This is a genomic window from Curtobacterium sp. MMLR14_002, assembly GCF_001864975.1.
In the GTDB taxonomy this organism is placed as follows: Bacteria; Actinomycetota; Actinomycetes; order Actinomycetales; family Microbacteriaceae; genus Curtobacterium; species Curtobacterium flaccumfaciens.
Genome location: NZ_MJGT01000116.1, coordinates 97,145 through 121,298 on the forward strand (window position 1 = coordinate 97,145; position 24,154 = coordinate 121,298).

General features: G+C 70.5%; 22 protein-coding genes. 14 read left to right on the forward strand and 8 right to left on the reverse strand.

Annotated features, from left to right (window positions below; translation table 11 throughout):
• Nucleotides 1-46 precede the first annotated feature (46 nt).
• The 6 genes from BIU91_RS17080 to BIU91_RS17105 form a co-directional block, all read right to left on the reverse strand.
• Nucleotides 47-688 (reverse strand): TNT domain-containing protein, encoded by a 642-nt coding sequence (locus BIU91_RS17080; protein ID WP_071244287.1) that lies wholly within the window; start codon nt 686-688, stop codon nt 47-49.
• Nucleotides 689-739: 51 nt separating this feature from the next.
• Complete coding sequence (locus tag BIU91_RS17085) at nt 740-1,513, reverse strand: succinate dehydrogenase iron-sulfur subunit (RefSeq protein WP_017888736.1); 774 nt, start codon at nt 1,511-1,513, stop codon at nt 740-742.
• 1 nt (nt 1,514) lies between these two features.
• Nucleotides 1,515-3,308, reverse strand: coding sequence for a succinate dehydrogenase flavoprotein subunit (gene sdhA, locus BIU91_RS17090; RefSeq protein ID WP_027466445.1), 1,794 nt, complete (start codon nt 3,306-3,308; stop codon nt 1,515-1,517).
• Between the two features lie 49 nt (nt 3,309-3,357).
• Nucleotides 3,358-3,804: a succinate dehydrogenase, hydrophobic membrane anchor protein gene (gene sdhD / locus BIU91_RS17095; protein ID WP_071406401.1), complete on the reverse strand. Its 447-nt coding sequence runs from the start codon at nt 3,802-3,804 to the stop codon at nt 3,358-3,360.
• Nucleotides 3,805-3,815: 11 nt separating this feature from the next.
• On the reverse strand, nt 3,816-4,265 hold the full coding sequence (sdhC, locus tag BIU91_RS17100; RefSeq protein ID WP_084741423.1) for a succinate dehydrogenase, cytochrome b556 subunit: 450 nt from the start codon (nt 4,263-4,265) through the stop codon (nt 3,816-3,818).
• Nucleotides 4,266-4,343: 78 nt separating this feature from the next.
• The gene (locus BIU91_RS17105) at nt 4,344-5,579 is read right to left on the reverse strand and encodes a glycosyltransferase family 1 protein (protein WP_253183795.1); all 1,236 of its coding nucleotides are present in this window, start codon (nt 5,577-5,579) and stop codon (nt 4,344-4,346) included.
• A gap of 166 nt (nt 5,580-5,745) precedes the next feature.
• Here BIU91_RS17105 and BIU91_RS17110 point away from each other — a divergent pair, with 166 nt between their 5' ends.
• From BIU91_RS17110 to BIU91_RS17170, 13 genes are all read left to right on the forward strand, one after another.
• On the forward strand, nt 5,746-6,861 hold the full coding sequence (locus BIU91_RS17110) for a mannose-1-phosphate guanylyltransferase (RefSeq protein ID WP_027466449.1): 1,116 nt from the start codon (nt 5,746-5,748) through the stop codon (nt 6,859-6,861).
• Nucleotides 6,862-7,059: 198 nt separating this feature from the next.
• Nucleotides 7,060-8,124, forward strand: a complete 1,065-nt coding sequence (locus tag BIU91_RS17115) for a BMP family ABC transporter substrate-binding protein (protein WP_027466452.1) — start codon at nt 7,060-7,062, stop codon at nt 8,122-8,124.
• A gap of 141 nt (nt 8,125-8,265) precedes the next feature.
• A complete protein-coding gene (locus tag BIU91_RS17120) occupies nt 8,266-9,786 on the forward strand; it encodes an ABC transporter ATP-binding protein (RefSeq protein WP_071406403.1) in 1,521 nt (506 codons plus the stop codon).
• 55 nt (nt 9,787-9,841) lie between these two features.
• Nucleotides 9,842-11,209, forward strand: a complete 1,368-nt coding sequence (locus tag BIU91_RS17125) for an ABC transporter permease (protein ID WP_171907872.1) — start codon at nt 9,842-9,844, stop codon at nt 11,207-11,209.
• The gene (locus BIU91_RS17130) at nt 11,206-12,498 is read left to right on the forward strand and encodes an ABC transporter permease (protein WP_084741425.1); all 1,293 of its coding nucleotides are present in this window, start codon (nt 11,206-11,208) and stop codon (nt 12,496-12,498) included. Before BIU91_RS17125 ends, BIU91_RS17130 begins: the two co-directional genes overlap by 4 nt.
• Nucleotides 12,499-12,517: 19 nt before the next feature.
• Nucleotides 12,518-13,000 carry a cytidine deaminase gene (locus BIU91_RS17135; protein WP_071406404.1) on the forward strand — a complete coding sequence of 161 codons (483 nt, stop codon included), beginning with the start codon at nt 12,518-12,520 and terminating at the stop codon, nt 12,998-13,000.
• A gap of 5 nt (nt 13,001-13,005) precedes the next feature.
• Nucleotides 13,006-14,304, forward strand: a complete 1,299-nt coding sequence (locus tag BIU91_RS17140; RefSeq protein WP_071406405.1) for a thymidine phosphorylase — start codon at nt 13,006-13,008, stop codon at nt 14,302-14,304.
• A 120-nt stretch (nt 14,305-14,424) separates the two neighbouring features.
• Complete coding sequence (locus tag BIU91_RS17145; protein ID WP_071406406.1) at nt 14,425-15,537, forward strand: adenosine deaminase; 1,113 nt, start codon at nt 14,425-14,427, stop codon at nt 15,535-15,537.
• Between the two features lie 3 nt (nt 15,538-15,540).
• On the forward strand, nt 15,541-15,987 hold the full coding sequence (locus BIU91_RS17150; RefSeq protein WP_071406407.1) for a PTS sugar transporter subunit IIA: 447 nt from the start codon (nt 15,541-15,543) through the stop codon (nt 15,985-15,987).
• Nucleotides 15,984-16,262, forward strand: coding sequence for a PTS sugar transporter subunit IIB (locus BIU91_RS17155; protein ID WP_027466460.1), 279 nt, complete (start codon nt 15,984-15,986; stop codon nt 16,260-16,262). Before BIU91_RS17150 ends, BIU91_RS17155 begins: the two co-directional genes overlap by 4 nt.
• Nucleotides 16,263-16,291: 29 nt before the next feature.
• Nucleotides 16,292-17,134: a purine-nucleoside phosphorylase gene (locus BIU91_RS17160; protein WP_071244261.1), complete on the forward strand. Its 843-nt coding sequence runs from the start codon at nt 16,292-16,294 to the stop codon at nt 17,132-17,134.
• On the forward strand, nt 17,131-18,807 hold the full coding sequence (locus tag BIU91_RS17165) for a phospho-sugar mutase (RefSeq protein ID WP_071406408.1): 1,677 nt from the start codon (nt 17,131-17,133) through the stop codon (nt 18,805-18,807). The genes BIU91_RS17160 and BIU91_RS17165 overlap by 4 nt, the downstream gene beginning before the upstream one ends.
• Nucleotides 18,808-19,289: 482 nt before the next feature.
• Nucleotides 19,290-19,964, forward strand: coding sequence for a hypothetical protein (locus BIU91_RS17170; protein WP_139196578.1), 675 nt, complete (start codon nt 19,290-19,292; stop codon nt 19,962-19,964).
• Between the two features lie 109 nt (nt 19,965-20,073).
• On the opposite strand, the gene BIU91_RS17175 is transcribed toward BIU91_RS17170, so the two are convergent.
• Both BIU91_RS17175 and BIU91_RS17180 read right to left on the reverse strand, forming a co-directional pair.
• Complete coding sequence (locus BIU91_RS17175) at nt 20,074-21,858, reverse strand: biotin carboxylase N-terminal domain-containing protein (RefSeq protein ID WP_071406410.1); 1,785 nt, start codon at nt 21,856-21,858, stop codon at nt 20,074-20,076.
• Nucleotides 21,859-21,953: 95 nt separating this feature from the next.
• Nucleotides 21,954-22,748 (reverse strand): Maf family protein, encoded by a 795-nt coding sequence (locus tag BIU91_RS17180; protein WP_071406411.1) that lies wholly within the window; start codon nt 22,746-22,748, stop codon nt 21,954-21,956.
• A gap of 14 nt (nt 22,749-22,762) precedes the next feature.
• Between BIU91_RS17180 and BIU91_RS17185 the strand changes: the two genes are divergently transcribed.
• The gene (locus BIU91_RS17185) at nt 22,763-24,022 is read left to right on the forward strand and encodes a TRAM domain-containing protein (RefSeq protein ID WP_027466465.1); all 1,260 of its coding nucleotides are present in this window, start codon (nt 22,763-22,765) and stop codon (nt 24,020-24,022) included.
• The last annotated feature ends 132 nt before the right edge of the window (nt 24,023-24,154 follow it).

Here is a 24,154-nt window from a genome sequence, read left to right on the forward strand (position 1 = left end):
GCCCCACGCATCGAGCGCGGGGCGGGCTGTTCGTGTGTCGGTGGGTTCAGACGACCCGGAGGCGGACGAGCGCGCCGTCGACCACCAGGTCACGGACGGTGGCCGACGGGTCGGCGATCTGGAAGCGCAGGGCGCCGCCCGGCTGCTCGAACCAGGGCTGGACGAAGCGGACGTTCACCAGGAACGGCCGATCGACGACGTACCGGTGGGTCTCCGGCGACGAGGTCACGTGCGGGGGCAGCGACCGGCTGGGCAGCGGGGTGTCGAGCGGGTGCAGCAGGTAGCCGTCCGGGCCACCGATGCGGTCGACGGGGACACCGGCCGGGATCTGGATGGTCAGCCCCTGCTCGCCGGCCTGCGCGACCTGCTGCGCGAGCTGCGGGTAGGTCGACGCCGCACGGTCGCGGAGCCCCTCGAGCTCGTGGCGGGGGATGTCACGCGGTTCCGGGAACGGACGGTTCAGGAAGCGGCGCAGCATCTCGACCGCGTCGTCCTCACCCGTGGCCTGCGCGAGACGACGAGCCGTTCCGTAGTCGACGACCTCGAGCGCGTAGCCGGAGGCGTCGGTCTGGACGATGCGGAGCGCCCCCTCGACCGGCGGTTCGTGCAGGGTCTCGCCGGGGAGCTGCACGTACCGGGTCGTGTAGCCGAGCTGGTCGAGGATGGGGCGGGTGTCCGCGAACGTCATGGTCGGGAGCCTATCGGTCGACGTGGTGCTGGGCCTTGGACGGAGCCGGGACTACGCCCGGCCGCGCATGATCGCCTGCTTGACCTCGGAGATCGCCTTCGTCACCTGGATGCCGCGGGGGCACGCGTCGGTGCAGTTGAAGGTCGTGCGGCAGCGCCAGACGCCTTCCTTGTCGTTGAGGATGTCGAGACGGACGTTCGCGGCGTCGTCGCGGGAGTCGAAGATGAACCGGTGTGCGTTCACGATCGCCGCGGGGCCGAAGTACTGCCCGTCGGTCCAGAACACCGGGCAGGACGACGTGCACGCGGCGCAGAGGATGCACTTCGTGGTGTCGTCGAAGCGGGCGCGGTCGGCGACGGACTGCACACGCTCCTTGCCGGGCGTCGGGGCTGACGAGGACTGCAGGAACGGCTGCACCTCGCGGTAGCTCTGGAAGAAGGGCTCCATGTCGACGACGAGGTCCTTCTCGAGCGGCAGACCCTTGATCGCCTCGACGTAGATCGGCTTCGAGACGTCGAGGTCCTTGATCAGGGTCTTGCACGCCAGGCGGTTGCGACCGTTGATGCGCATGGCGTCGGACCCGCAGACGCCGTGTGCGCACGAGCGGCGGAAGGTCAGGGACCCGTCCTGCTCCCACTTGATCTTGTGCAGGGCGTCGAGGATGCGGTCGGTCGGCAGCATCATGACGTCGAAGTCCTGCCAGCGCGGCTCGTCGTCGACGTCGGGGTCGAAGCGACGGACGATGACCGTGACGGAGAAGGATCCGGGAGGGGCGTCCTGCACGGTGTCGGTGCGGGGTGCCTCGGAGACCAGGGTGTCGGTCATCTCAGTACTTCCTCTCCATCGGCTGGTACCGCGTGATGACGACGGGCTTCCAGTCGAGCGTGATGTGGTCGTCGGCGAGTGACGAGTGCGGGTCGCCCGTCAGGTACGCCATGGTGTGCTGCATGTAGTTCTCGTCATCGCGCTTCGGGTAGTCGTCGCGCATGTGGCCGCCGCGGCTCTCCTTGCGGTTGCGCGCGGAGTAGACGACGACCTCGGCCAGGTCGAGCAGGAACCCGAGCTCGACGGCCTCGAGCAGGTCGGTGTTGAACCGCTTGCCCTTGTCCTGCACGGAGACCTGCATGAAGCGGTTGCGGAGCGTGTGCAGCGTCTCGGTGACGCGGGCGAGCGACTCGTCCGTGCGGAACACCTGGGCGTTCTTGTCCATCTCCTCCTGTAGTTCCTTGCGGAGGGCGGAGACGCGCTCGGTGCCGGTCGAGGCACGGAGCTGGTCGAGCATGCCGCGGACGCCGGCCGCCGGGTCTTCCGGCAGGGGGAGGAACTCGGCGGTCTGGACCCACTCGGCGGCGTTGTTGCCCGAGCGCTTGCCGAAGACGTTGATGTCGAGCAGCGAGTTGGTGCCGAGTCGGTTGGAGCCGTGCACGGAGACGCAGGCGCACTCGCCGGCGGCGTACAGGCCGGGGACGACGGTGGTGTTGTCGTACAGGACCTCGGCCTTGACGTTCGTCGGGATCCCGCCCATCGCGTAGTGCGCGGTCGGCATGACGGGCACCGGCTCGACGACGGGGTCGACGCCGAGGTACGTGCGGGCGAACTCGGTGATGTCCGGCAGCTTCGTCTCGAGGACCTCGGCGCCCAGGTGCGTGCAGTCGAGCAGCACGTAGTCCTTGTTCGGTCCGGCACCCCGGCCCTCGGCCACTTCCTGCACCATGCATCGCGCGACGATGTCACGCGGTGCGAGGTCCTTGATGGTGGGGGCGTACCGCTCCATGAAGCGCTCACCCGAGGCGTTCCGGAGGATCGCGCCCTCGCCGCGGGCACCCTCGGTCAGCAGGATGCCGAGCCCGGCGAGCCCGGTCGGGTGGAACTGGAAGAACTCCATGTCCTCGAGCGGCAGGCCCTTGCGCCAGACGATGCCGACGCCGTCGCCGGTCAGGGTGTGCGCGTTCGAGGTGGTTTTGTACATCTTGCCGAAGCCGCCGGTCGCGAAGATCATCGCCTTGGCGTGGAAGACGTGCAGCTCACCGGTCGCGAGCTCGAACGCGACGACGCCGGCCGGCTGCTGGCGGGTGACACCATCGTCACCGACGACGTCGACCATGATGAGGTCGAGCGCGTAGAACTCGTTGTAGAACTCGACGCCGAGCTTCACGCAGTTCTGGAACAGCGTCTGCAGGATCATGTGCCCGGTGCGGTCTGCTGCGTAGCAGGCCCGGCGGACCGGGGACTTGCCGTGGTCGCGGGTGTGCCCACCGAAACGACGCTGGTCGATCTTGCCCTCGGGCGTGCGGTTGAACGGCAGGCCCATGTTCTCGAGGTCGATGACGGCGTCGATCGCCTCTTTCGCCAGGATCTCGGCGGCGTCCTGGTCGACCAGGTAGTCGCCGCCCTTGATCGTGTCGAAGGTGTGCCACTCCCACGAGTCCTCTTCGACGTTCGCGAGGGCCGCGGCCATCCCGCCCTGCGCCGCACCGGTGTGCGACCGGGTGGGGTAGAGCTTCGAGATGACGGCCGTCTTCGCCTTCGGGCCGGCTTCGATCGCGGCTCGCATGCCCGCGCCTCCGGCACCGATGATGACGATGTCGAACTGGTGGTGGTGGACGGTGGTCTCGGTCACAGGGGTCTTTCCGTAGACGGTGGGAACGCGGGCAGCAACGGTGGTGGTGCTACTGCGCCGGGCAGAAGGACGGCAGGTCGGCGGCAGCGGCGCCGGCGGGGCACGGGTCGAAGGTCCAGCAGACGAGGAGCCCGAGGACGATCAGCACGACGCAGGCGGCCAGGATCGCGACGAGGAGCGTCTTGCGGATGCCCGGCTTCGACACGTAGTCGTTGACGATCGTGCGCATGCCGTTCGAGCCGTGGATGAGCGCGAGGACCAGCATGAGCGAGTCCCAGACCTTCCAGAAGGGGTTGGCCCACTTGCCGGCGACGAAGGCGAAGTCGATCTGCTTGACGCCCTCGCCGGCCACCATGTTGACGAAGAGGTGGCCGAAGATCAGCACGACGAGCAGCACGCCCGAGGCGCGCATGTAGATCCAGCCCCACTTCTCCCAGTTGGTGGTGCTGCGGGCGGCCGCGGCCGAGCGGGGAGGTTCGACGATCTGCGTGGTCATGTTCGTGCCCCTCAGTTGAAGTCCGCGACGAGGTTCATGAGCTGGCGGGGCAGGAAGCCCGCGATCGCCACCGCCCACAGGACCATGACGATCCAGAACATGGCCCGCTGGTACTTCGGGCCCTTCGACCAGAAGTCGATCAGGATGATCCGCAGGCCGTTGAAGGCGTGGAACACGATGGCCATGACGAGCGCGATCTCGCCGAGGTTCATGATCGGGGTCTTGTACGTGCCGATGACCGCGTTGTACGCCTCTGGGGAGAGCCGCACGAGCGCCGTGTCGAGGATGTGCACGAGCAGGAAGAAGTAGATCGCGACACCGGTGATGCGGTGGAGGACCCACGACCACATCCCGATCGAACCGCGGTAGAGCGTGCCCTGTGGCGTCCGAGAAGCCCGTGGGGCTTCGATCGAGACGTCGGGCACCGCGGTCGCCGTACCCCCGCTGGTGTGCTCAGCCATGAGCTCGTCCTTCCATAGGACGGGCTCGCCCGATCGGCGAGCCCTTGCCGTTCGTGTTCGTGTGGAACACGACCCATCCTATGCGCGGGCGCTGACCTTCTCGTCCCGACCTGCCCGGAGGCCCCGTCCGACGGGCGGCGCGCCGATGGTGCGGGCCGTGTCGTGGTGGTCGAGGAGCTGGTCGCCGACGGCCTCCCAGGTGGTCCCCTCGACCCGGAGCCGACCGGCGGAACCCATCCGCTCCGCGAGCGCACGGTCGTGGTGCAGTCGCAGGACCGCGTGCCGCAGGGCCTGCGGGGCACCGGCGTCGTAGAGCTCGCCGTCGAGCCCCGGGGCGACCAGGTCGAGCGGGCCGCCGGACGCCGGCGCGATCACGGGCAGGCCGGAAGCGTGGGCCTCCTGCAGGGTCTGCCCGAAGGTCTCGGCCGGACCGGTGTGCACGAACAGGTCGAGCGACGCGTACGCGTCGGCGAGTGCGTCGCCGCGCAGGGGGCCGGTGAAGGTGACGTCGAGGTGCCGGAGCCGCCGTTCGAGCATCGCCCGCGACGGACCCCCTCCGGCCACGACGACCCGGATGCCGGGGACGCCGCCGAGTTCGGCGAGCCGCTCGACCTCCTTCTCCGGGGCCAGGCGTCCGACGTACCCGACGATGGTCTCGCCGTTCGGGGCCAGGCGGCGTCGGAGTGCCCGCACGTGCCCGGTCGACCGGCGTGCGGGGTGGAACAGCTCGGTGTCGACGCCGCGACCCCAGCGGGCGACGCGGGGCACGCCCTCTTCGGCGAGCATCGCGGCCGTCGCGCTCGACGGGGCGAGCGTCAGCGAGGCGCCGGCGTGGATGCGTCCGAGGATCTTCCGGACCAACGGGACGGTCGCGGTCAGGCCGTTGCGGCGGGCGAACCCGGCCACGTCGGTCTGGAAGACGGCGACGGAGGGGATGCCGAGCCTCCCGGCTGCCGTGATCGCGCGCCCACCCAGCAGGAACGGACTGGCGGCGTGGAGCACGTCGGCGCCGGAGGCGGCGAGGATCGTGTCGAGCACCGGGTGGGGGAGTGCCACCGGGAACTGGCGGTAGGCGACGGCGGGGATGCGGTGGACGTCGAAGGAGCGGTAGCGCTCGACGGCGCTGCGCGACCGGAACTGCGCCAGGCCGGGGGTGTCCGGGGCGATCACGACCGCGCGGTGACCCCGTCGTTCCAGGTGGTCGAGGACCGCCAGGACACTGGTGGTCACGCCGTTGAGGGTGGGCAGGAAGCTCTCGGTCACGACGGCGACGGTCCGGGGGGACGTGCCGCGCTCCACGCTGCGTGCGCTCATGGTGCTGCCCATGCTCCGGGCGTGACGTGACCCGGCGGGGCCGACGACGTGAACGGGACGCGCGCGCCGGGTGAACAACGCGACGGCCGACGCTGCGGGAGCCCGCATGCGGGAATCGTGCGGAGACCACCCAGGATCCGCCCGGTGGGACCGGTACGGTGAGCGCGTGGCTGACGCTCTCGAAGACTTCTACGCGATCATCCCCGCAGGGGGCATCGGATCGCGCCTGTGGCCGTTGTCGCGCGCGGACGCACCCAAGTTCCTGCACGACCTGACGGGTTCCGGCACCTCGCTGCTGCGGCAGACGTGGGACCGCCTGGCGCCGCTCGCCGGCGACCAGCGGATCATGGTCGTCACCGGCCGTGCGCACCGGGTCGCGGTGGAGTCGCAGCTGCCCGGCGTCGAGGACCACAACGTGGTGCTCGAGAGCGAACCGAAGGACTCCACGGCGGCCATCGGCCTGGCCGCGGCGATCCTGGTGCGCCGCGAGCCCGACGTCGTCATCGGCTCGTTCGCCGCCGACCACGTCATCGGTGACGCCCGCGGTTTCCGCCGTTCGGTGCGCGAGGCCGTCGCCGTCGCCCGTGCCGGCTACGTCACCACCATCGGCATCACCCCGACGGAACCCGCGATCGGCTTCGGCTACATCAACGCCGACACCGCCGGGCTCGACATCGAGGGTGCTCCGACCGCACACGCGGTGAAGTCATTCGTCGAGAAGCCGGACCTCGACACCGCCCGCTCGTACGTCGAGCAGGGCAACTACCTCTGGAACGCCGGCATGTTCATCGCCCGCGCCGACGTGCTGCTCGCCGAGATCGGCCGGACGAAGCCCGAACTGCTCGCGGGCATCAACGAACTCGCCGACGCCTGGGACACCTCGGCGCGCGGCGCCGTCGTCGATGCCGTCTGGCCGATGCTCGAGAAGATCGCGATCGACTACACGGTCGCCGAGCCCGCCGCCGCTGCCGGACGCATGGCGGTCGTCCCCGGTGACTTCGACTGGGACGACGTGGGCGACTTCGCCTCGCTCGCCAAGCTGCAGTCCGGCGGCCGGCCGAACAACCTCGCGGTGCTCGGGGACGGTGCCCGCATCCTGGCGGACTCGTCGAGCGGCATCGTGATCTCGCACAGCCAGCGGCTCATCTCGCTCATCGGCGTCGAGGACATCGTCGTCGTGGACACCCCGGACGCGCTGCTCGTCACCACGAGCGCGAACGCACAGCGGGTGAAGGGCGTCGTGGATGCCCTGAAGATCAGCGGCCGCGGCGACGTCCTGTAGCGCTCCATCGACAAACCCCTCGAACTGGGGGTGAGTGAGTGGCCCCGCGTTACGGGCGCGTTTCGGCGGGGTCGCGATCCCGTAACCGATCCGCAGGACCCCCGCAACGGGTCCTGTACCGGCCCGACGGTCGTGTACTGTCGCCACGATCGCCCGGAACGCACGTGGTCCGGGCACGCTCCCCGGAGGAACCAACCCGTGACATCTCGTACCCGACAGGTCGTCCTCAGCGGCCTCGCGCTCGCCGGCACCGTCGCCGTCCTGGCCGGCTGCGCCTCGGCGCCGTCCACCACCGACTCGGCGAAGAAGACCGACTTCCGCCCCTGCATGGTCTCCGACGCCGGTGGGTTCGACGACAAGTCGTTCAACCAGCTCGGCTACGAGGGCATGAAGGACGCCGCCAAGGACCTCGGTGCCACCTACAAGGAGGCCGAGTCGAAGGACGCCACCGTCTACGACTCGAACATCGAGCAGCTCATCGGCCAGAACTGCAACCTCGTCGTGACCGTCGGCTTCAACCTGGCCGACGCCACGAAGAAGCAGGCCGCTGCGAACCCCGACACCGACTTCGCGATCATCGACGACAACTCGATCGACGCGAAGAACGTCAAGCCGATCACGTTCGACACCTCGCAGGCGGCGTTCCTCGCCGGCTACGCGGCGGCGTCCTACTCGAAGACCGGCGTCGTCGGCACCTTCGGCGGCATGCAGATCCCGACCGTCACCATCTTCATGGACGGCTTCGCGGACGGCGTGAAGTACTACAACGAGCAGAAGGACAAGGACGTCAAGGTCGTCGGCTGGAACGTCGACACCGGCAAGGGCTCCTTCACCGGTGGCTTCGAGGCCGGCACGCAGGCCAAGTCGGTCGCGCAGACGCTCCTCGACCAGGACGCCGACGTGATCCTCCCCGTCGGTGGCCCGATCTACCAGTCCGCTGCCGAGGCCATCAAGGACGCCGACAACGGCTCCGTCCTGATCGGTGCGGACAGCGACCTCTACGAGGCCGACCCCCGCTACAAGGACATCGCCTTCACCTCGGTCGAGAAGGGCATGCGCCCGGCCGTGAAGGACGTCGTCGAGCAGGCGGCTGACGACAAGTTCTCGAAGGACCCGTACGTGGGCACCCTCGAGAACGACGGCGTCGGCATCGCGCCGTTCCACGACTTCGAGTCCAAGGTCGACAAGGGCCTGCAGGGCGAGCTCGACGACGTGAAGGCCGGCATCATTGACGGCTCGATCAAGGTCAAGACCCAGTCCTGACCCGATGAACGCGGGCGGGGGAGCATCCCTCGCCCGCGTTCTCGTGCGCCCGGGTGGCGCACACCACATCGTGCATCCGCGGGGTGCACGCGACACCGTGCGCCCGCGTGGCGCGCGCGAGACAGAAATAGACTCCCGAACATGAAGCTCGAACTCCGCGGCATCACCAAGCGGTTCGGCGCCCTGGTCGCCAACGACCACATCTCGCTCACCGTCGAGCCGGGTGAGGTCCACTGCCTCCTGGGTGAGAACGGCGCCGGCAAGTCCACCCTGATGAACGTCCTGTACGGCCTGTACGACGCCGACGAGGGCGAGATCCTGCTCGACGACGTGGTGCAGGACTTCGACGGCCCCGGTGACGCCATGCGCGCCGGCATCGGCATGGTGCACCAGCACTTCATGCTCGTGCCCGTGTTCACCGTCGCCGAGAACGTCATGCTGGGGCAGGAGCAGACCACCTTCGGCGGGCGGCTCGACCTGGCCGGTGCCCGCAAGCGCGTGCAGGAGATCTCCGATCGCTTCGGGTTCGACGTCGACCCCGACGCCAAGGTCGAGGACCTGCCCGTCGGCGTGCAGCAGCGCGTCGAGATCATCAAGGCGCTGTCCCGCGACGCCTCCGTGCTGGTGTTCGACGAGCCGACGGCCGTCCTCACCCCGCAGGAGACCGACGAGCTGATGGGCATCATGCGCCAGCTCCGCGAAGCCGGCACCGCGATCGTGTTCATCACCCACAAGCTCCGCGAGGTGCGCGAGGTCGCCGACCGCATCACGGTCATCCGCCTCGGCAAGGTCGTCGGCGAGGCATCGCCGACCGCCACGAACAACGAGCTGGCCGCGCTGATGGTCGGCCGTGCCGTCTCGCTCGTGGTCGACAAGGCTCCTGCGACCGGTGGCGCCGACGCCCTGGTCGTCGAGAACCTGACCGTGACCGACCCGTCCGGCATCGTGCTCGTCGACGACGTCTCCTTCACGGTGCGCCGCGGCGAGGTCCTGGCGATCGCCGGGGTGCAGGGCAACGGGCAGACCGAGCTCACCGAGGCGATCATCGGCCTCGAGCCCGCCCACGCCGGCCGCATCACCCTCGACGGCAAGGAACTCACCGGCCGGAGCGTCAAGCAGGTGCTCGACGCGGGCGTCGGCTTCGTCCCCGAGGACCGCAAGGAGGACGGCCTGGTCGGCGAGTTCACGATCGCCGAGAACCTGATGCTCGACCGGGCCGACCACGCCGAGTTCGTCCGCGCCGGCACGATCCGCTCGGCCGAGCGCGACGCCTTCGCCGACGAGAAGATCGCCGAGTTCGACATCCGGACGCCGGGTCGCACCACCGCGGCCGGTCGGCTGTCCGGTGGCAACCAGCAGAAGATCGTCCTGGCGCGCGAACTGAGCCGCGAGCTGCGGCTGTTCGTCGCCGCGCAGCCCACCCGCGGCATCGACGTCGGCTCGATCGAGTTCGTCCACAAGCGCATCGTCGCCACCCGCGACACCGGTGTGCCGGTCATCGTCGTCTCCACCGAGCTCGACGAGGTCGTGGCCCTGGCCGACCGGATCGCCGTGATGTACCGCGGCGGCATCGTCGGCATCGTCCCCGCGACCACCCCCCGTGACGTCCTCGGCCTCATGATGGCCGGGGAGATCCCTGAAGGAACGGAGCTGGCCGCATGACCGGTTCGGCCGGCGAGATCCACGCCACACCCACGACCGGAACGGAGCTGGCCGCGTGACCGCGCAGGAACCAGACAACACGCAGCAGCCGACCCCGGCTGCGCACGGCACCGCGGATGCCCCGCTCACCGACGACCGTCTGCAGGAGGTCGAGTCGACCCCGCACCTCATGACGGACTCGGCGGAGGACACCGAGCGCCGCAACGGCGCCGGTGGTGACCGCTGGCAGGCCGCCCTGCAGGGGATCCTGAACGGCTCCGTGCTCGTCACGGTGCTCGCCGTCGTCCTCGCGCTGGTCGCGTGCGGCATCCTCATCGCGGTGACGGACGAGAACGTCCGTGCGACCGCCGGCTACTTCTTCGCTCGCCCCACCGACATGCTCCAGGCGATCGGCACCGCGGTCGGCGGCGCCTACGCCTCGCTGTTCCAAGGGTCGGTGTTCAACTTCGGTGCGGACTCCTTCCAGCAGGCGATCGGGCCGCTCACGCGCTCCGTCGACTACTCGGTGCCGCTCATCGCCGCCGGACTCGGGATCGCGCTGTCGTTCCGCGCCGGGCTGTTCAACATCGGCGGCCAGGGCCAGATCCTGATGGGCGCCGCTGCCGCAGGCTGGGTCGGGTTCTCGTTCGACGGCCCCGCCGCGATCCACATCCCGCTCACGATCATCGCCGGCATCGTCGGCGGCGCGGTCTGGGGCGGCATCGTCGGTGTGCTCAAGGCCCGGACGGGTGCGAACGAGGTGGTCGTCACGATCATGCTCAACTACGTCGCGCTCTACCTGGTCAGCTACCTGCTCCGCACCCCGGGCCTGCTCCAGGCCCCGGGCAGCAGCAACCCGATCTCGCCCGCCACGAAGGACAGCGCGCTCCTGCCGCAGCTCTTCGGTGTGCGGTACGGCGTGGACCTCGGGTTCATCGTCGCGATCATCGCGGTCGTCGTCGTCTGGTGGCTCGTCAACAAGTCCTCGCTCGGCTTCCGGTTCCGCACCATCGGTGAGAACCCCCGTGCCGCCCGCGTGGCCGGCATGAGCGTCCCGTCGCTGACCATCTGGGTCATGGTCATCTCCGGTGCCCTGGTCGGCATCGCCGGCGCCTACCAGGTGCAGGGTGCCGTGACCACGGGCTTCACCTCGGGCATCGACGCCGGCATCGGCTTCGACGCCATCACCGTGGCCCTGCTCGGCCGCTCCAAGCCGTGGGGTGTCTTCTGGGCGGCGATCCTGTTCGGCGTGCTGAAGAACGGTGGCTACGCCATGCAGGCCGCCAACGGCATCCCGATCGACATCGTCGGCGTCATCCAGGCCCTCATCGTCCTCTTCATCGCGGCGCCGCCGCTCGTCCGCGCGATCTTCCGGATCCCGCAGCCGGGTGCACGCAAGCGCACGAAGACGAGCAAGAACAGCAAGAAGGCAGTCGCCGCATGAGCACCCTCAGCCCCACCGCGGCCGCGCCGCGCATGCCCCTGGACGACCGTCCGGTCGAGACGACCCGCAGCTGGAAGCTCCCGATCGGGTACGGCGTGTTCACGCTGCTCGCGCTCGTGCTGTTCGGCTTCGGACACCGCCCCGGAACGGCGACGCTCCGCCTGGCGTCGAAGGGCGACTTCTTCGCGCTGCCGAACCTCCCGCTGCCGGCGACGGCCACCGGGATCGTCGTCACCGTGCTGCTCGCGCTCGCCACGGTGTACGCGATCGTCGAGACCCGTGCCTCGCGACGTGTGCCGCTCTGGGTGACCTCGGTGTTCGCGATCGTCTTCGTGGTCGGTTTCCTCGCATGGGCGGTCGCCGGCGACTCGATCACCATCCCCGGCATGCTCTTCGGTGCGCTCGGCCTCGCGGTCCCGCTCGTGTTCGGTGCCCTCGGCGGCGTCATCTCGGAGCGGGTCGGTGTGGTGAACATCGCGATCGAGGGCCAGTTCCTCGCCGGTGCGTTCACCTCGGCGCTCATCGCCTCGCTCACCGGGTCGCCCTGGGTCGGTCTCGTCGGTGCCCTCGTCGCGGGTGTGCTCGTGTCGTTCGTCCTCGCGGCGTTCAGCATCAAGTACCTGGTCGACCAGGTCATCGTCGGTGTCGTCATCAACGCCTTCATCTCGGGCCTGACCGGCTTCCTGTACTCGCAGGTGCTGTCCCCGAACCAGCAGACGCTCAACATCGGCATCCGGTTCCCGAAGTTCGAGGTCCCGGTGCTCCACCAGATCCCGATCATCGGACCGATCTTCTTCGAGCAGTCGGTCGTCGTCTACCTGGCCTACGTCGCCGTGGCGGTCGTCACCTTCGGCCTGTTCAAGACCCGTTGGGGTCTGCGACTCCGCGCCGTCGGCGAGCACCCGCAGGCCGCCGACACGGTGGGCATCAACGTCACGAGCACCCGGTTCTGGAACGTCTCCCTCGCCGGTGCGATCGCGGGCCTCGGCGGTGCGTACTTCACGCTCGACGCCACCGGCGGGTTCACGAAGGACATGACCGCGGGCGCGGGCTACATCGCCCTGGCCGCCGTGATCTTCGGCCGCTGGGACCCGATCAAGGCCACGCTCGCCGCCCTGCTGTTCGGCTTCGCGTCGAACCTGCAGAACACGCTCAGCGCGGTCGGCTCGCCCGTACCGAGCGAGTTCCTGCTGATGCTGCCGTACGTGGTCACGATCTTCGCCGTGGCCGGCCTGGTCGGGCAGTCGCGCGGCCCCGCCGCGTCCGGCAAGCCCTACATCAAGAGCTGACGGCCTGGAGGCACGACACATGACCGACGCACACGCTGCAGGTGACCAGGCGGTCACCGCCACCGACCCGACGGACGCCGCCACGGGCCTCCCGGTCGACGACGTGGACTGGGGCGTCCTGCGGGACGCCGCCACGGCCGCGATGCGGCGCGCCTACGCGCCGTACTCGTCGTTCCCGGTGGGCGCCGCGGCGCTCACCGACGACGGCCGGATCGTCTCCGGCTGCAACATCGAGAACGCGAGCTACGGGGTGACGCTCTGCGCGGAGTGCTCCCTCGTGTCGCAGCTGCACATGACCGGCGGCGGCAAGCTCGTCGCGTTCACGTGCGTCGACGGCGACGGCGCGACCCTGATGCCGTGCGGCCGCTGCCGCCAGCTGCTGTTCGAGCACTCGACCGAGGGCATGCTCCTCGAGACGCTCTCCGGCATCCGCACCATCGACGAGGTCCTGCCGGACGCCTTCGGGCCGCGGACCCTCGCCACCTACCAGCAGGAGCACTGATCCACATGGCCGTCGAGCCGTTCGACACCGTCGACCTCATCCGTACGAAGCGCTCCGGCGGGGCCCTGAGCACCGCCGAGGTGGACTGGCTCGTCGACGCGTACACCCGCGGCTACGTCGAGGACCCGCAGATGGCCGCGATGGCGATGGCGATCTTCCTGAACGGGATGGAGCGGCGTGAGATCAAGGACCTCACGCTCGCGATGATCGCGTCGGGGGAGCGGATGTCGTTCTCGTCGCTCGGCAAGACGACGGTCGACAAGCACTCCACGGGCGGGGTCGGCGACAAGATCACCCTGCCGCTCGCACCCCTGGTGGCGTCGTTCGGCGTCGCTGTGCCGCAGCTGTCCGGTCGCGGACTCGGGCACACCGGCGGCACGCTCGACAAGCTCGAGTCGATTCCCGGGTGGCAGGCGTCCATCTCGAACGACCGCATGATGCAGGTGCTGCAGGACGTCGGCGCGGTCATCTGCGCCGCCGGGTCAGGCCTGGCACCCGCGGACAAGAAGCTCTACGCGCTCCGCGACATCACCGGCACGGTCGAGTGCATCCCGCTCATCGCGTCGAGCATCATGTCGAAGAAGATCGCCGAGGGCACCGGGGCGCTCGTGCTCGACGTCAAGTTCGGGTCCGGCGCGTTCATGCCGACGTACGAGGCGTCCCGGGAGCTCGCGCAGACCATGGTCGACCTCGGCAACGACGCCGGGGTCGCGACCTCGGCGCTGCTGACCGACATGGAGGTCCCGCTCGGGCTGACGATCGGCAACGCGCTCGAGGTGCGGGAGTCGGTCGAGGTGCTCGCCGGCGGCGGCCCCGCCGACGTCGTCGAGTTGACGGTTGCGCTCGCGACCGAGATGCTCACGCTGGCCGGACTGCCCGACGCCGACCCGGCCGCGGCGCTCGCGGACGGCCGCGCCATGGACACCTGGCGTCGGATGATCGAGGCGCAGGGCGGGGACCCGTCCGCGGCGCTGCCCGTCGCCCGGGAACAGCACGTCGTCACCGCTCCGACGTCGGGGGTCCTCACGCAGCAGGACGCGCTGCCGTTCGGCGTCTCGGCCTGGCGGCTCGGGGCCGGTCGTGCCCGCGCGCAGGACCCGGTGCAGGCCGGTGCGGGCATCGAGCTCCACGCCAAGCCGGGGGACACCGTGACCGAGGGCCAGCCGCTCTGGACGCTGCACTCCGACGACGCGTCGCGGATCCCGCGTGCGCTGGAGTCGCTCGAGGGCGCGTGGACCATCGGCCCGGAGGGCTCCGCTGCCGCGGCACGCGGGCAGATCGTGCGCGAGCGCATCGGGTCCTGAACCCGGCCACCCGACGAACCGGAGGCTCCCTGCACACCTGTGGGGAGCCTCCAGTGTCTTCCGTCGTGGGTTGTGCACAGGTGCCTGCGCGGCGGCGGTGACCACCGATAGCCTGGGGGCATGAGCGCCGACGCCCCGACCTACCGCCTGCCCGACGCCGGGGCGGTCATCAACGACCTGCCGAAGGTCTCGCTGCACGACCACCTCGACGGCGGCCTGCGTCCCGCGACCATCGTCGAGCTCGCGGCCTCGGCGGGTGTGTCGCTCCCCACCACCGACCCGGCCGAGCTCGGGCAGTGGTTCGCCAACCAGTCGAACTCCGGCTCCCTGGTCGAGTACCTGAAGACGTTCGACGTCACCACGTCGGTGATGCAGACCGCGCCGCAGCTCACCCGGATCGCCCGCGAGTTCGTCGAGGACCTGGTCGCCGACGGCGTCGTCTACGGCGAGGTCCGCTGGGCGCCGGAGCAGCACCTGCAGGGCGGACTGACCCTCGACCAGACGGTGGAGGCCGTGCAGGCCGGCATCGAGGCAGCCGTCGACGCCGCCGGTGGACGCATCCGCGTCGGCCAGCTCGTCACCGCGATGCGGCACGCCGACCGGTCGCTCGAGATCGCCGAGCTCGCCGTCCGGCACCGTGACGCCGGGGTCGTCGGCTTCGACATCGCCGGTGCCGAAGCCGGGTTCCCCGCCTCGAACCACCGCGCCGCCTTCGACTACCTGGCATCCGAACTGTTCCCCGTCACCGTGCACGCGGGCGAGGCCGACGGGCTCGCGTCCATCCGCTCCGCGCTCGTCGACGGCCGGGCGCTCCGCCTCGGGCACGGCGTCCGCATCTTCGAGGACGTCGCCCTGTCCGACGCCGGGGACGGCTCGACGCTGGCCTCCCTGGGCGAGGTCGCCTCGTGGGTCCGTGACCGCGAGATCCCGCTCGAGGTCTCGCCGTCGTCCAACCTGCAGACCGGGGCGATCGCCGCGTGGGGCGACGACCTCGCCGACCACCCGTTCGACGTGCTCTACCAGCTCGGCTTCCGGGTCACGGTGAACACCGACAACCGCCTGATGAGCGGGACCTCGCTGTCGAAGGAGCTCGCACTGCTCGCCGGCACGTTCGGGTACGACCTCGACGACCTGGCGGCGTTCCAGATCAACGCCGCGCTCGGGTCGTTCCTGCCGCTCGAGGACCGCGAGGAGATCATCGCCACCATCACGGCCGGGTACCAGGAGGCCTGACGCATGGGACTGCCACCGCTGCCGGACACCGCCGTCCTCCTCGGTGCGGACGCGCCCGCGTGGCGTGACGCGATGCGCCTGGTCGGCGGTGCGCTCGTCGCTTCGGGCGCCACCACCGACGAGTACACCGACGCCATGATCGGCATGGTCGAGGAGCACGGGCCGTACATCGTCATCTCGCCGGGGCTCGCGTTCGCGCACGCCCGGCCGGGTGGTGCCGTCGTGCGGGACGGACTCGCGATCGTGACGCTCGCGACCCCGGTGGCGTTCGGTCACCCGCACAACGACCCCGTCCGTGTGGTGCTCGGGCTCGCGGTGGCCGAGGTCGGCACCCACCTGGAGTCGATCGGCGAGATCGCGAACCTGTTCAACGACGCCACCGTGACCGGACGGATCGCGGCGGCGACCACGGCGGACGAGGTCCGCACGATCATGGGGGTCTCCGCGTGAAGATCGTGACCATCTGCGGCGCCGGCATCGGCTCGAGCGGCATCCTCAAGGTGAACGCCGAGAAGGCGCTCGACGCCCTCGGGCTGTCGGCGTCGGTCGTCGCGGCGGACGTCGCCTCGGTGCGCGACGTCTCCGACGACGCCAACGTGATCCTGACGAGTCAGGAGTTCGTCGAGGCGATCGGCGACACCTACGCCGAGGTCATCGTCATCGCGAACCACTTCGACCAGGGCGAGATCACGGCGGCGGTGGACCGGGCTCTCGGCGAGCACTGAGCGCGTAGTCCGCCCTTTAGAGTTGGGGCATGAGCACCGAGAACCCGCTGAACGACCCCGCTGCCGACCCGTTCGAGGTCGCGCGGGCCGCCGCCGCCGCCATCGCCGAACAGTCCGGCATCGAGCGGCACGACATCGCCCTGACCCTCGGGTCGGGCTGGGGCAAGGCCGCCGACATCATCGGTGAGACCGTTTCCGAGATCCCGGCCGAGCAGGTCCCCGGGTTCAGCGCCTCGGCCGTCCCCGGACACTCCGGCACCATCCGGTCGATCCGCCTCGCCGACGGCCGCCACGCGCTCGTCATCGGTGCCCGCACCCACTACTACGAGGGCCACGGAGTCCGTCGGGTCGTGCACAGCGTCCGCACGGCCGCTGCGACCGGTGCCTCGATCATGGTGCTGACCAACGGCGCCGGTGGCATCAAGGAGCACTGGACCCCGGGCACCCCGGTGCTCATCAGCGACCACATCAACCTGACCGCGGACAGCCCGCTCGAGGGCGCGACGTTCATCGACCTCACCGACCTGTACTCGGCGCGGCTGCGTGAGCTGGCCCGGACGGTCGACCCGTCGCTCGACGAGGGTGTGTACACGCAGTTCCGCGGCCCGCACTACGAGACCCCGGCCGAGGTCCAGATGGCGAAGACCATCGGCGGACACATCGTGGGCATGTCCACGGCGCTCGAGGCGATCGCCGCCCGTCAGGCCGGCATGGAGGTCCTCGGGTTCTCGCTCATCACGAACCTCGCCGCGGGCATCCAGAAGACCCCGCTGTCGCACACCGAGGTGCTCGAGGCCGGCAAGCAGGCCGAGCCGGTGATCGCCGACCTGCTCGCACGCGTGGTCGCCGCACTCGGGCAGCCGGCATCGTGAAGCTCGACCTCGACCAGGTGCTCGGCACTGCGCGGGCGTGGCTGGCGCAGGACCCGGACCCCGAGACCCGCGACGAGCTGGCCGCGGCGATCGACGCGGCGGCCGACGGTGACGGTCCCGCTGTCCGGGCGCTCGCCGAGCGGTTCGACGGCCGGCTGCAGTTCGGCACCGCCGGCCTCCGTGCCGAGCTCGGCTGGGGCCCACTGCGGATGAACCGGGTCGTCGTGACCCAGGCCGCTGCGGGGCTCGCACGGTTCCTCATCGACACCGGGCGCTCGCGCAGCGTCGTGATCGGGTACGACGGCCGGGTGAACTCGGACGTCTTCGCACGTGACTCGGCCGAGGTCATGCGCGGCCTCGGGCTCGAGGTCACCCTGCTGCCCTCGGCCCTGCCGACGCCGGTGCTCGCGTTCGCCGTCCGGCACCTGGACGTCGGTGCCGGCGTCATGGTTACCGCGAGCCACAACCCGCCGCGGGACAACGGGTACAAGGTCTACCTCGGTCAGGACGACGACGGCTCGCAGATCGTGCCGCCCGTCGACGGTGAGATCGCGGCCGCCATCGACGCCGTCGCCACAGGGTCCGTCATCGACCTGCCGCGTGGCACGGACTACACCGTCGCGACGTCGGCCCTGGTCGACGCCTACGTGGCCGCCACGGCCGCGATCGTGCCCGCTCCGGCACTCGGGGTCGAGGAGCAGCCGAAGGTCGTCTACACGGCCATGCACGGCGTCGGGTGGGAGACCGCTCGCGCGGTGTTCGCCGCGGCCGGGTTCGCCGAGCCGGCGGTCGTGCCGGAGCAGATCGAGCCGGACGGTGCGTTCCCGACGGTGTCGTTCCCGAACCCCGAGGAGCCGGGCGCGATGGACCTGGCGATCGCCCGTGGTCTCGCCGTCGGCGCCGACCTGGTGATCGCGAACGACCCCGACGCCGACCGGCTCGCGCTCGCGATCCCGACGGCCACGGACGCCGGTGCGCCGTCGTACCGTCGGCTGTCGGGCAACGAGGTCGGCTGGCTGCTCGGGTGGCGGGCCGCTGCACGGGCGTCCGCGTCCGGCGCGACCGGCACGCTCGCCGCGTCGATCGTCTCGTCGCCGGCGTTGGCCCGGGTGGCTGCGCGCCACGGGCTGGAGTACCGCGACACCCTGACCGGCTTCAAGTGGGTCTCGCGGGTGCCCGAGCTGCTGTTCGGCTACGAAGAGGCCCTGGGTTACCTGGTCGACCCGTCGGTCGTGCGCGACAAGGACGGCATCTCGGCTGCGCTCGAACTGCTGTCCCTCGCCGACGAGCTCGCCGCATCGGGCTCGACCATCGCCGACCACCTCGAGGCCTTCGCCGCCGAGTTCGGCGCGTTCGCCTCGGGGCAGGTCGCGACCCGCGTCGACGACCTGTCGCGCATCGGCGAGATCATGGCGTCGCTCCGGTCCACGCCACCGTCGACGCTCGGCGGGCTGGACGTGCACACGGTGACGGACTACGCCGACGGGGTGGCGGGCTTCCCGCCCTCGGACATCCTGCGTTACGACCTGTCCGGCGACGCCCGGGTGATCGTCCGCCCGAGCGGCACCGAGCCCAAGGTGAAGGTCTACATCGACACCGTCGCGGACACCCCCGCTGAGGCCCAGCGCCTGGTCGACGCCCTCGCCGACGCGGTGCGCCCCTTGGTGTCGTAGGGCGCGGTCCGCAAAACACCGCGGCTCCGGCCCGTCGCACAACCAAAGTGACCTCGAACCACTCCCGCGCGCGGTTCGGGGTCACTTTGGTTGTGCGGGATGCTGCGATGCCGAGTTCTCCCCAGCCGCTCTCGACGCGTGCTCCGTACACATGTTCGTCGAGGAGCCCTCGGAGGGCAGCACGCCTGCGTGACGATGCCCGCATGACACGACTCAAGATCATCCGCGGAGGATCGGCGGACACCAGCGGTCGGACTGGGCGGGTCCACCGACAGGAATCCGACACAGGCCGCCTCGTCCGACTGACCCCGGGTCGCTTCGTCGACGCCGACGACTGGCGCCGCGCGACGCCCGGCGAACGGCACATCGCCCGGATCAAGGCGGTGCACGACCGGATCGCTGATCGGCTCGTGGTCTCGCACGCCTCGGCGGCAGCGCTGCACGGTCTGCCCTGGCGCGGTGAGTTCCCCGAGGTGGTCGAGGTGATCGATCCGCAGCGAACGACGTCTCAGTCCCTCACCCACGTACGCAAACGCCCGGGAAAGGGACGTGAGCTGCGGACCCGGACGATGGTGACAAACGGGCGGCGATTGACGGACATGGTGAGCACGGTCGCTGACCTGTCGATCTCCTACGAGCTCCGGCTCGCCGTACCGGCCGTCGACGTCGCCCTGCAGTGCGGTGTCACTGAACAGGAGATCCGCGACGAACTCGAGCGTCGCGGCGCGGTGCACGGAAGGCACCGGGCACAGGTAGCGCTCGACCTCGCGGACGCCGCCAGCGAGTCACCGGGCGAATCCGTCGCCCGTGTCGCGCTCGACGAAGTCGGAGCTCCTCGACCAGTCCTCCAGCAGGTCTTCCGCGACGCTGCGGGGTTCATCGGTCGGGTCGACTTCTGGTTTCCCGAGCATGGCGTGGTCCTCGAGTTCGACGGGCGGTCGAAGTACGTCGATCCGGTGCTCCGGGCAGCGGGCCGCTCAGCGGCCGACGTCGTAGTGGACGAGAAGCGGCGGGAAGACCGACTCCGGCGTCATCCCGAGGTCCGTGGCGTCGGGCGGTTCGGCTGGGCCGAGGCGAACGACGCCGAGGCGTTGCGAGCCGTCCTCCACGCCGTCGGGCTGCCGACGAGCATCCGCGCCTTCCACCATCTCCGGTGACCGTGCCCCTGGAATCCCGCGGCACAACCAAAGTCACCCCGAACCGCGCAATGATCGGGTTCGAGATGACTTTGGTTGTGCGACGGCGCGGCGCGCCGCGAACCCCGCGCTACGCGAGCTCGAGCAGCACGTGACCGGACGAGACCGTCTGGCCGACCGGGGCGTTCAGCCCGGTGACGACGCCGTCCTTGTGGGCCTGCACGGGCTGCTCCATCTTCATGGCCTCGAGCACGACGAGCAGGTCGCCCTTCACCACGGTGTCACCCTCGGCGACCGCGAGCTTCACCACGGTGGCCTGCATCGGCGACGCGACGGACGACCCGGACTTCGCCAGGCCCCCGCGGACGGCCGACGAGCGGCGCTTCGGGGGAGCGGTGGGGCCGGCCGGACGACGGCCGGCGACACCGCCGGCAGCACCGCCACCGACGATCGACGGCATGGTGACCTCGATGCGCTTGCCCTGCACCTCGACCACGACGCTGTCGCGCGCAGCCGGCGCCGGCAGTTCCTCGGGGGAGCCGCTCCACGCCGGGATGTCGTTCACGAAGTCGGTCTCGATCCACTGCGTGTAGATGCTGAACGGCTCGTCGTCGGCCGTCGCGAACGCCGGGTCGGACACCACGGCACGGTGGAAGGGGAGCACGGTCGGCAGGCCGGTGACCTCGAACTCGGCGAGTGCACGACGCGAACGCTCCAGCGCCTCGGCACGGGTGGCGCCGGTGACGATCAGCTTCGCGAGCATCGAGTCGAACGAGCCGGACACGACGTCACCGGAGACGACACCCGAGTCGACACGGACGCCGGGGCCGGACGGTGCGTTGAAGGCGTGCACCGGGCCGGGCGCGGGGAAGAAGTTGCGACCCGGGTCCTCGCCGTTGATGCGGAACTCGAACGAGTGTCCCCGCGGCGTGGGGTCCGAGTAGTCGAGCACACCACCCTCGGCGATGCGGAACTGCTCGCGCACCAGGTCGATGCCGGTGACCTCTTCGGACACGCAGTGCTCGACCTGCAGGCGGGTGTTGACCTCGAGGAACGACACGGTGCCGTCGGCACCGATGAGGAACTCGCAGGTGCCGGCGCCGACGTAGCCGACCTCGCGCAGGATCGCCTTGGACGACTCGTACAGTGCGGTCTGCTGCTCGGGCGTCAGGTAGGGCGCCGGGGCTTCCTCGACGAGCTTCTGGTGGCGTCGCTGCAGCGAGCAGTCGCGGGTGGAGACCACGACGACGTTGCCGTGCTCGTCCGCCAGGCACTGGGTCTCGACGTGGCGCGGCTTGTCCAGGTACTTCTCGACGAAGCACTCGCCCCGACCGAACGCGGCGATCGCCTCACGCGTGGCGGACTCGAAGAGCTCCTCGACCGAGGCGCGGTCGCGGACGACCTTCAGACCACGACCGCCACCGCCGAACGCCGCCTTGATCGCGACGGGCAGACCGACCTGGTCGACGAAGTCGAAGACCTCGGAGACGTCCTGCACGGGCTCGATGGTGCCGGGGGCGAGCGGTGCGCCGACCTTCTCGGCGACGTGGCGCGCGGAGACCTTGTCGCCGAGGCGCTCGATCGACTCCGGCGACGGGCCGATCCAGACGAGCCCGGCGTCGATGACGGCGCGAGCGAAGTCGGCGTTCTCGGCGAGGAACCCGTAGCCCGGGTGCACGGCGTCCGCACCGGAGCGGCGGGCGACCGAGATGATCTTGTCGATGACGAGGTACGTGTCGGCGCTCGTGGTGCCGTTCAGCGCGTAGGCCTCGTCGGCGAGGCGGGCGTGCAGGGCATCGCGGTCCTGGTCGGCGTACACCGCGACCGATGCCTTGCCCGCGTCGCGGGCCGCGCGGATGATGCGGACGGCGATCTCGCCGCGGTTCGCGATGAGGACCTTGCTGATACGGGGCATGACACAGCAGCGTATTCGTGCGGCGGGAGTGCGTTTTGACTGGCACCCACAAAGAACCACCCGGAACAGGTGTGGATGTCTACAGTGCGCCGCGTCTAATGCGCCCAGAGATCGTGCCAGGCGATGCCGAAGCCCCGGAGGAGCATCGACCGCAGCACCGGCAGCGACATCCCGATCACGGCGGACGGTGCCCCGTCGATCCGCGTGATGTACGCCGCGGCCCGACCGTCGATGGTGAACGCGCCGGCCACCTCGAGCGGCTCGCCCGTCGCGACGTACGCGTCGATCTCGTCGACGGACACGTCGTCGGCGAAGGTCAGCACCGCGCTGTCGACCGCGACCACGCGGTCGCCGGCGGCGGCCAGCGCCGACCCGCCGGGCGCGACGTCACCCAGCTGCGGGACGCCGGCGGTGGACGTGACCAGGGACCGGACGGGAGGCACGGTGCGGGCCGGTGCCGCGCCTCCAGGCCGTCCCGTGGCCGGTTCCGGGTCCCGGTGCCGGTCGTCGCGTCGTCGATCGATCACGCAGTGTCCGCTCCACAGCGTCCCGCCGCCGGCGGCGAGCATCTGTCGCCAGCGCTCCCGGGCGACCGCGGGGTCGTGCGGCTTGCCGTACAGCTGTCCGTCGACCTCGAACGCGGAGTCCCCGCCGAACACCACTCCGTCGACCGGTGACCCGGCGACCGCGGAGTCGGCGACCGCGGACGCCTTGGCGACGGCGAGGAGCGAGACGAGCTCCGGACCGGTCAGGTCGCGGCCGAGGGATGCCGCGGCGGCGGCGCCGACGGCGTCCTCGTCGACCCCGGGGGACACGAGCACGGGTTCGACCCCGGACTGGGCGAGGAGTGCTCGGCGGGCGGGGGATGTACTCGCGAGGTACAGACGCATGGGACCATCTCACCATGGGTGAATCCGTCGGCACGCTGCTCGAACTCGACGTCACCGGGATCGCCCACGGCGGCATCTCGGTGGCACGGCACGAAGGACGGGTGGTCTTCGTCTCGGACGCGATCCCCGGGGAGCGCGTCGTCGCCCGGGTGACCGAGGACCGCAAGAAGTCGTTCTGGCGCGCCGACACGGTCAGCGTCATCACGCCGAGCGAGCACCGCGTCGACCACGTCTGGCCCGAGGCCGCGCTCGAGCGTGACCCCGAGACGCGCCCGGGTGGTGCCGAGTTCGGGCACATCGCCCTCGCGCACCAGCGCACGCTCAAGCACGACGTCCTCGTCGACTCGTTCGCGCGGTTCGCGCGGATGGACCTCGCCGAGGTGCTCGGCCACGACGTCGTCGTCGAGGCCGCGCCCGGCGACGACGCGGCGAACGGCCTCGGCTGGCGCACGCGCGTCCGGCTGCACGTCGACGAGCAGGGCACCGCCGGCCCGTTCGCGGCCCGCTCTCACTCCGTCATCCCGGTGACCGGCCTGCCGCTCGCGACCGCCGTCGTGCAGCAGAGCGCCCCGCTCGGCCGCGGTGCGCTGCCGGGGTCCTCGGTCATCGACGTCCTCGCACCGAGCGGCTCCGAGGGCGCGCGGCTCGTCATCGACGACCAGAAGCCCACCGTGGTGACCGAGGTCGTGGGGGAGCGCACGTTCCAGGTCGACGACAACGGGTTCTGGCAGGTGCACCGGGCCGCGGCGACCGTGCTCACCGAGGCCGTGCAGGACCTGGTCGACCGCGATCGCCTCGACCCCGAAGGCACCCACCTGGACCTGTACGGCGGTGTCGGCCTGCTCGCCGCCGCCCTCGGCGACCTGGTCGGCCCGAAGGCGCGCATCACGAGCGTCGAGAGCGCCGCCCGTGCCACCGAGCACGCGCAGGAGAACCTGTCCGAGTGGCTCGGCGCCCGCGCCGAGACCGGCCGTGTCGACCGCTGGCTGACGAACACGGTGGCGAACGCCTCGCGTGCCGAGAAGGACCGCTTCCGCGCCGGCACGATCGTGCTCGACCCGCCCCGCGCCGGTGCCGGTCGTGACGTGGTCGTGCAGATCGCCGCGCTCCAGCCGGAGCAGGTCGTCTACGTGGCGTGCGACCCGGTGGCGCTGGCCCGCGACGTCGCGACGTTCGCCGACCTCGGCTACCGGCTCGAAGCACTGCGGGCCTTCGACCTGTTCCCGCACACCCATCACCTGGAAGCCGTCGCACGCCTGGTCCCCGCGCGCTGAGGTCCGGGGGTCGCTCGACCGCGGGTCCTTGCGTGTCGGGGTGTCCACCAATCGGTGGACCGGCCAGCGTGGCGCAGCGGAGAAGCCCCGCACCTGAGTCCGGGCTGGGTATCCTGGGTCGTTGATGGCACT

Excerpts from the sequence above, each read along its gene's own strand:
- BIU91_RS17080 (WP_071244287.1), bottom strand. The coding sequence starts at position 688 with ATGACGTTCGCGGACACCCGCCCCATCCTCGACCAGCTCGGCTACACG.
- BIU91_RS17085 (WP_017888736.1), bottom strand. The coding sequence starts at position 1,513 with ATGACCGACACCCTGGTCTCCGAGGCACCCCGCACCGACACCGTGCAG.
- sdhD (WP_071406401.1), bottom strand. The coding sequence starts at position 3,804 with ATGACCACGCAGATCGTCGAACCTCCCCGCTCGGCCGCGGCCGCCCGC.
- sdhC (WP_084741423.1), bottom strand. The coding sequence starts at position 4,265 with ATGGCTGAGCACACCAGCGGGGGTACGGCGACCGCGGTGCCCGACGTC.
- BIU91_RS17105 (WP_253183795.1), bottom strand. The coding sequence starts at position 5,579 with ATGAGCGCACGCAGCGTGGAGCGCGGCACGTCCCCCCGGACCGTCGCC.
- BIU91_RS17120 (WP_071406403.1), top strand. The coding sequence starts at position 8,266 with ATGAAGCTCGAACTCCGCGGCATCACCAAGCGGTTCGGCGCCCTGGTC.
- BIU91_RS17130 (WP_084741425.1), top strand. The coding sequence starts at position 11,206 with ATGAGCACCCTCAGCCCCACCGCGGCCGCGCCGCGCATGCCCCTGGAC.
- BIU91_RS17135 (WP_071406404.1), top strand. The coding sequence starts at position 12,518 with ATGACCGACGCACACGCTGCAGGTGACCAGGCGGTCACCGCCACCGAC.
- BIU91_RS17140 (WP_071406405.1), top strand. The coding sequence starts at position 13,006 with ATGGCCGTCGAGCCGTTCGACACCGTCGACCTCATCCGTACGAAGCGC.
- BIU91_RS17145 (WP_071406406.1), top strand. The coding sequence starts at position 14,425 with ATGAGCGCCGACGCCCCGACCTACCGCCTGCCCGACGCCGGGGCGGTC.
- BIU91_RS17150 (WP_071406407.1), top strand. The coding sequence starts at position 15,541 with ATGGGACTGCCACCGCTGCCGGACACCGCCGTCCTCCTCGGTGCGGAC.
- BIU91_RS17160 (WP_071244261.1), top strand. The coding sequence starts at position 16,292 with ATGAGCACCGAGAACCCGCTGAACGACCCCGCTGCCGACCCGTTCGAG.
- BIU91_RS17175 (WP_071406410.1), bottom strand. The coding sequence starts at position 21,858 with ATGCCCCGTATCAGCAAGGTCCTCATCGCGAACCGCGGCGAGATCGCC.
- BIU91_RS17180 (WP_071406411.1), bottom strand. The coding sequence starts at position 22,748 with ATGCGTCTGTACCTCGCGAGTACATCCCCCGCCCGCCGAGCACTCCTC.
- BIU91_RS17185 (WP_027466465.1), top strand. The coding sequence starts at position 22,763 with ATGGGTGAATCCGTCGGCACGCTGCTCGAACTCGACGTCACCGGGATC.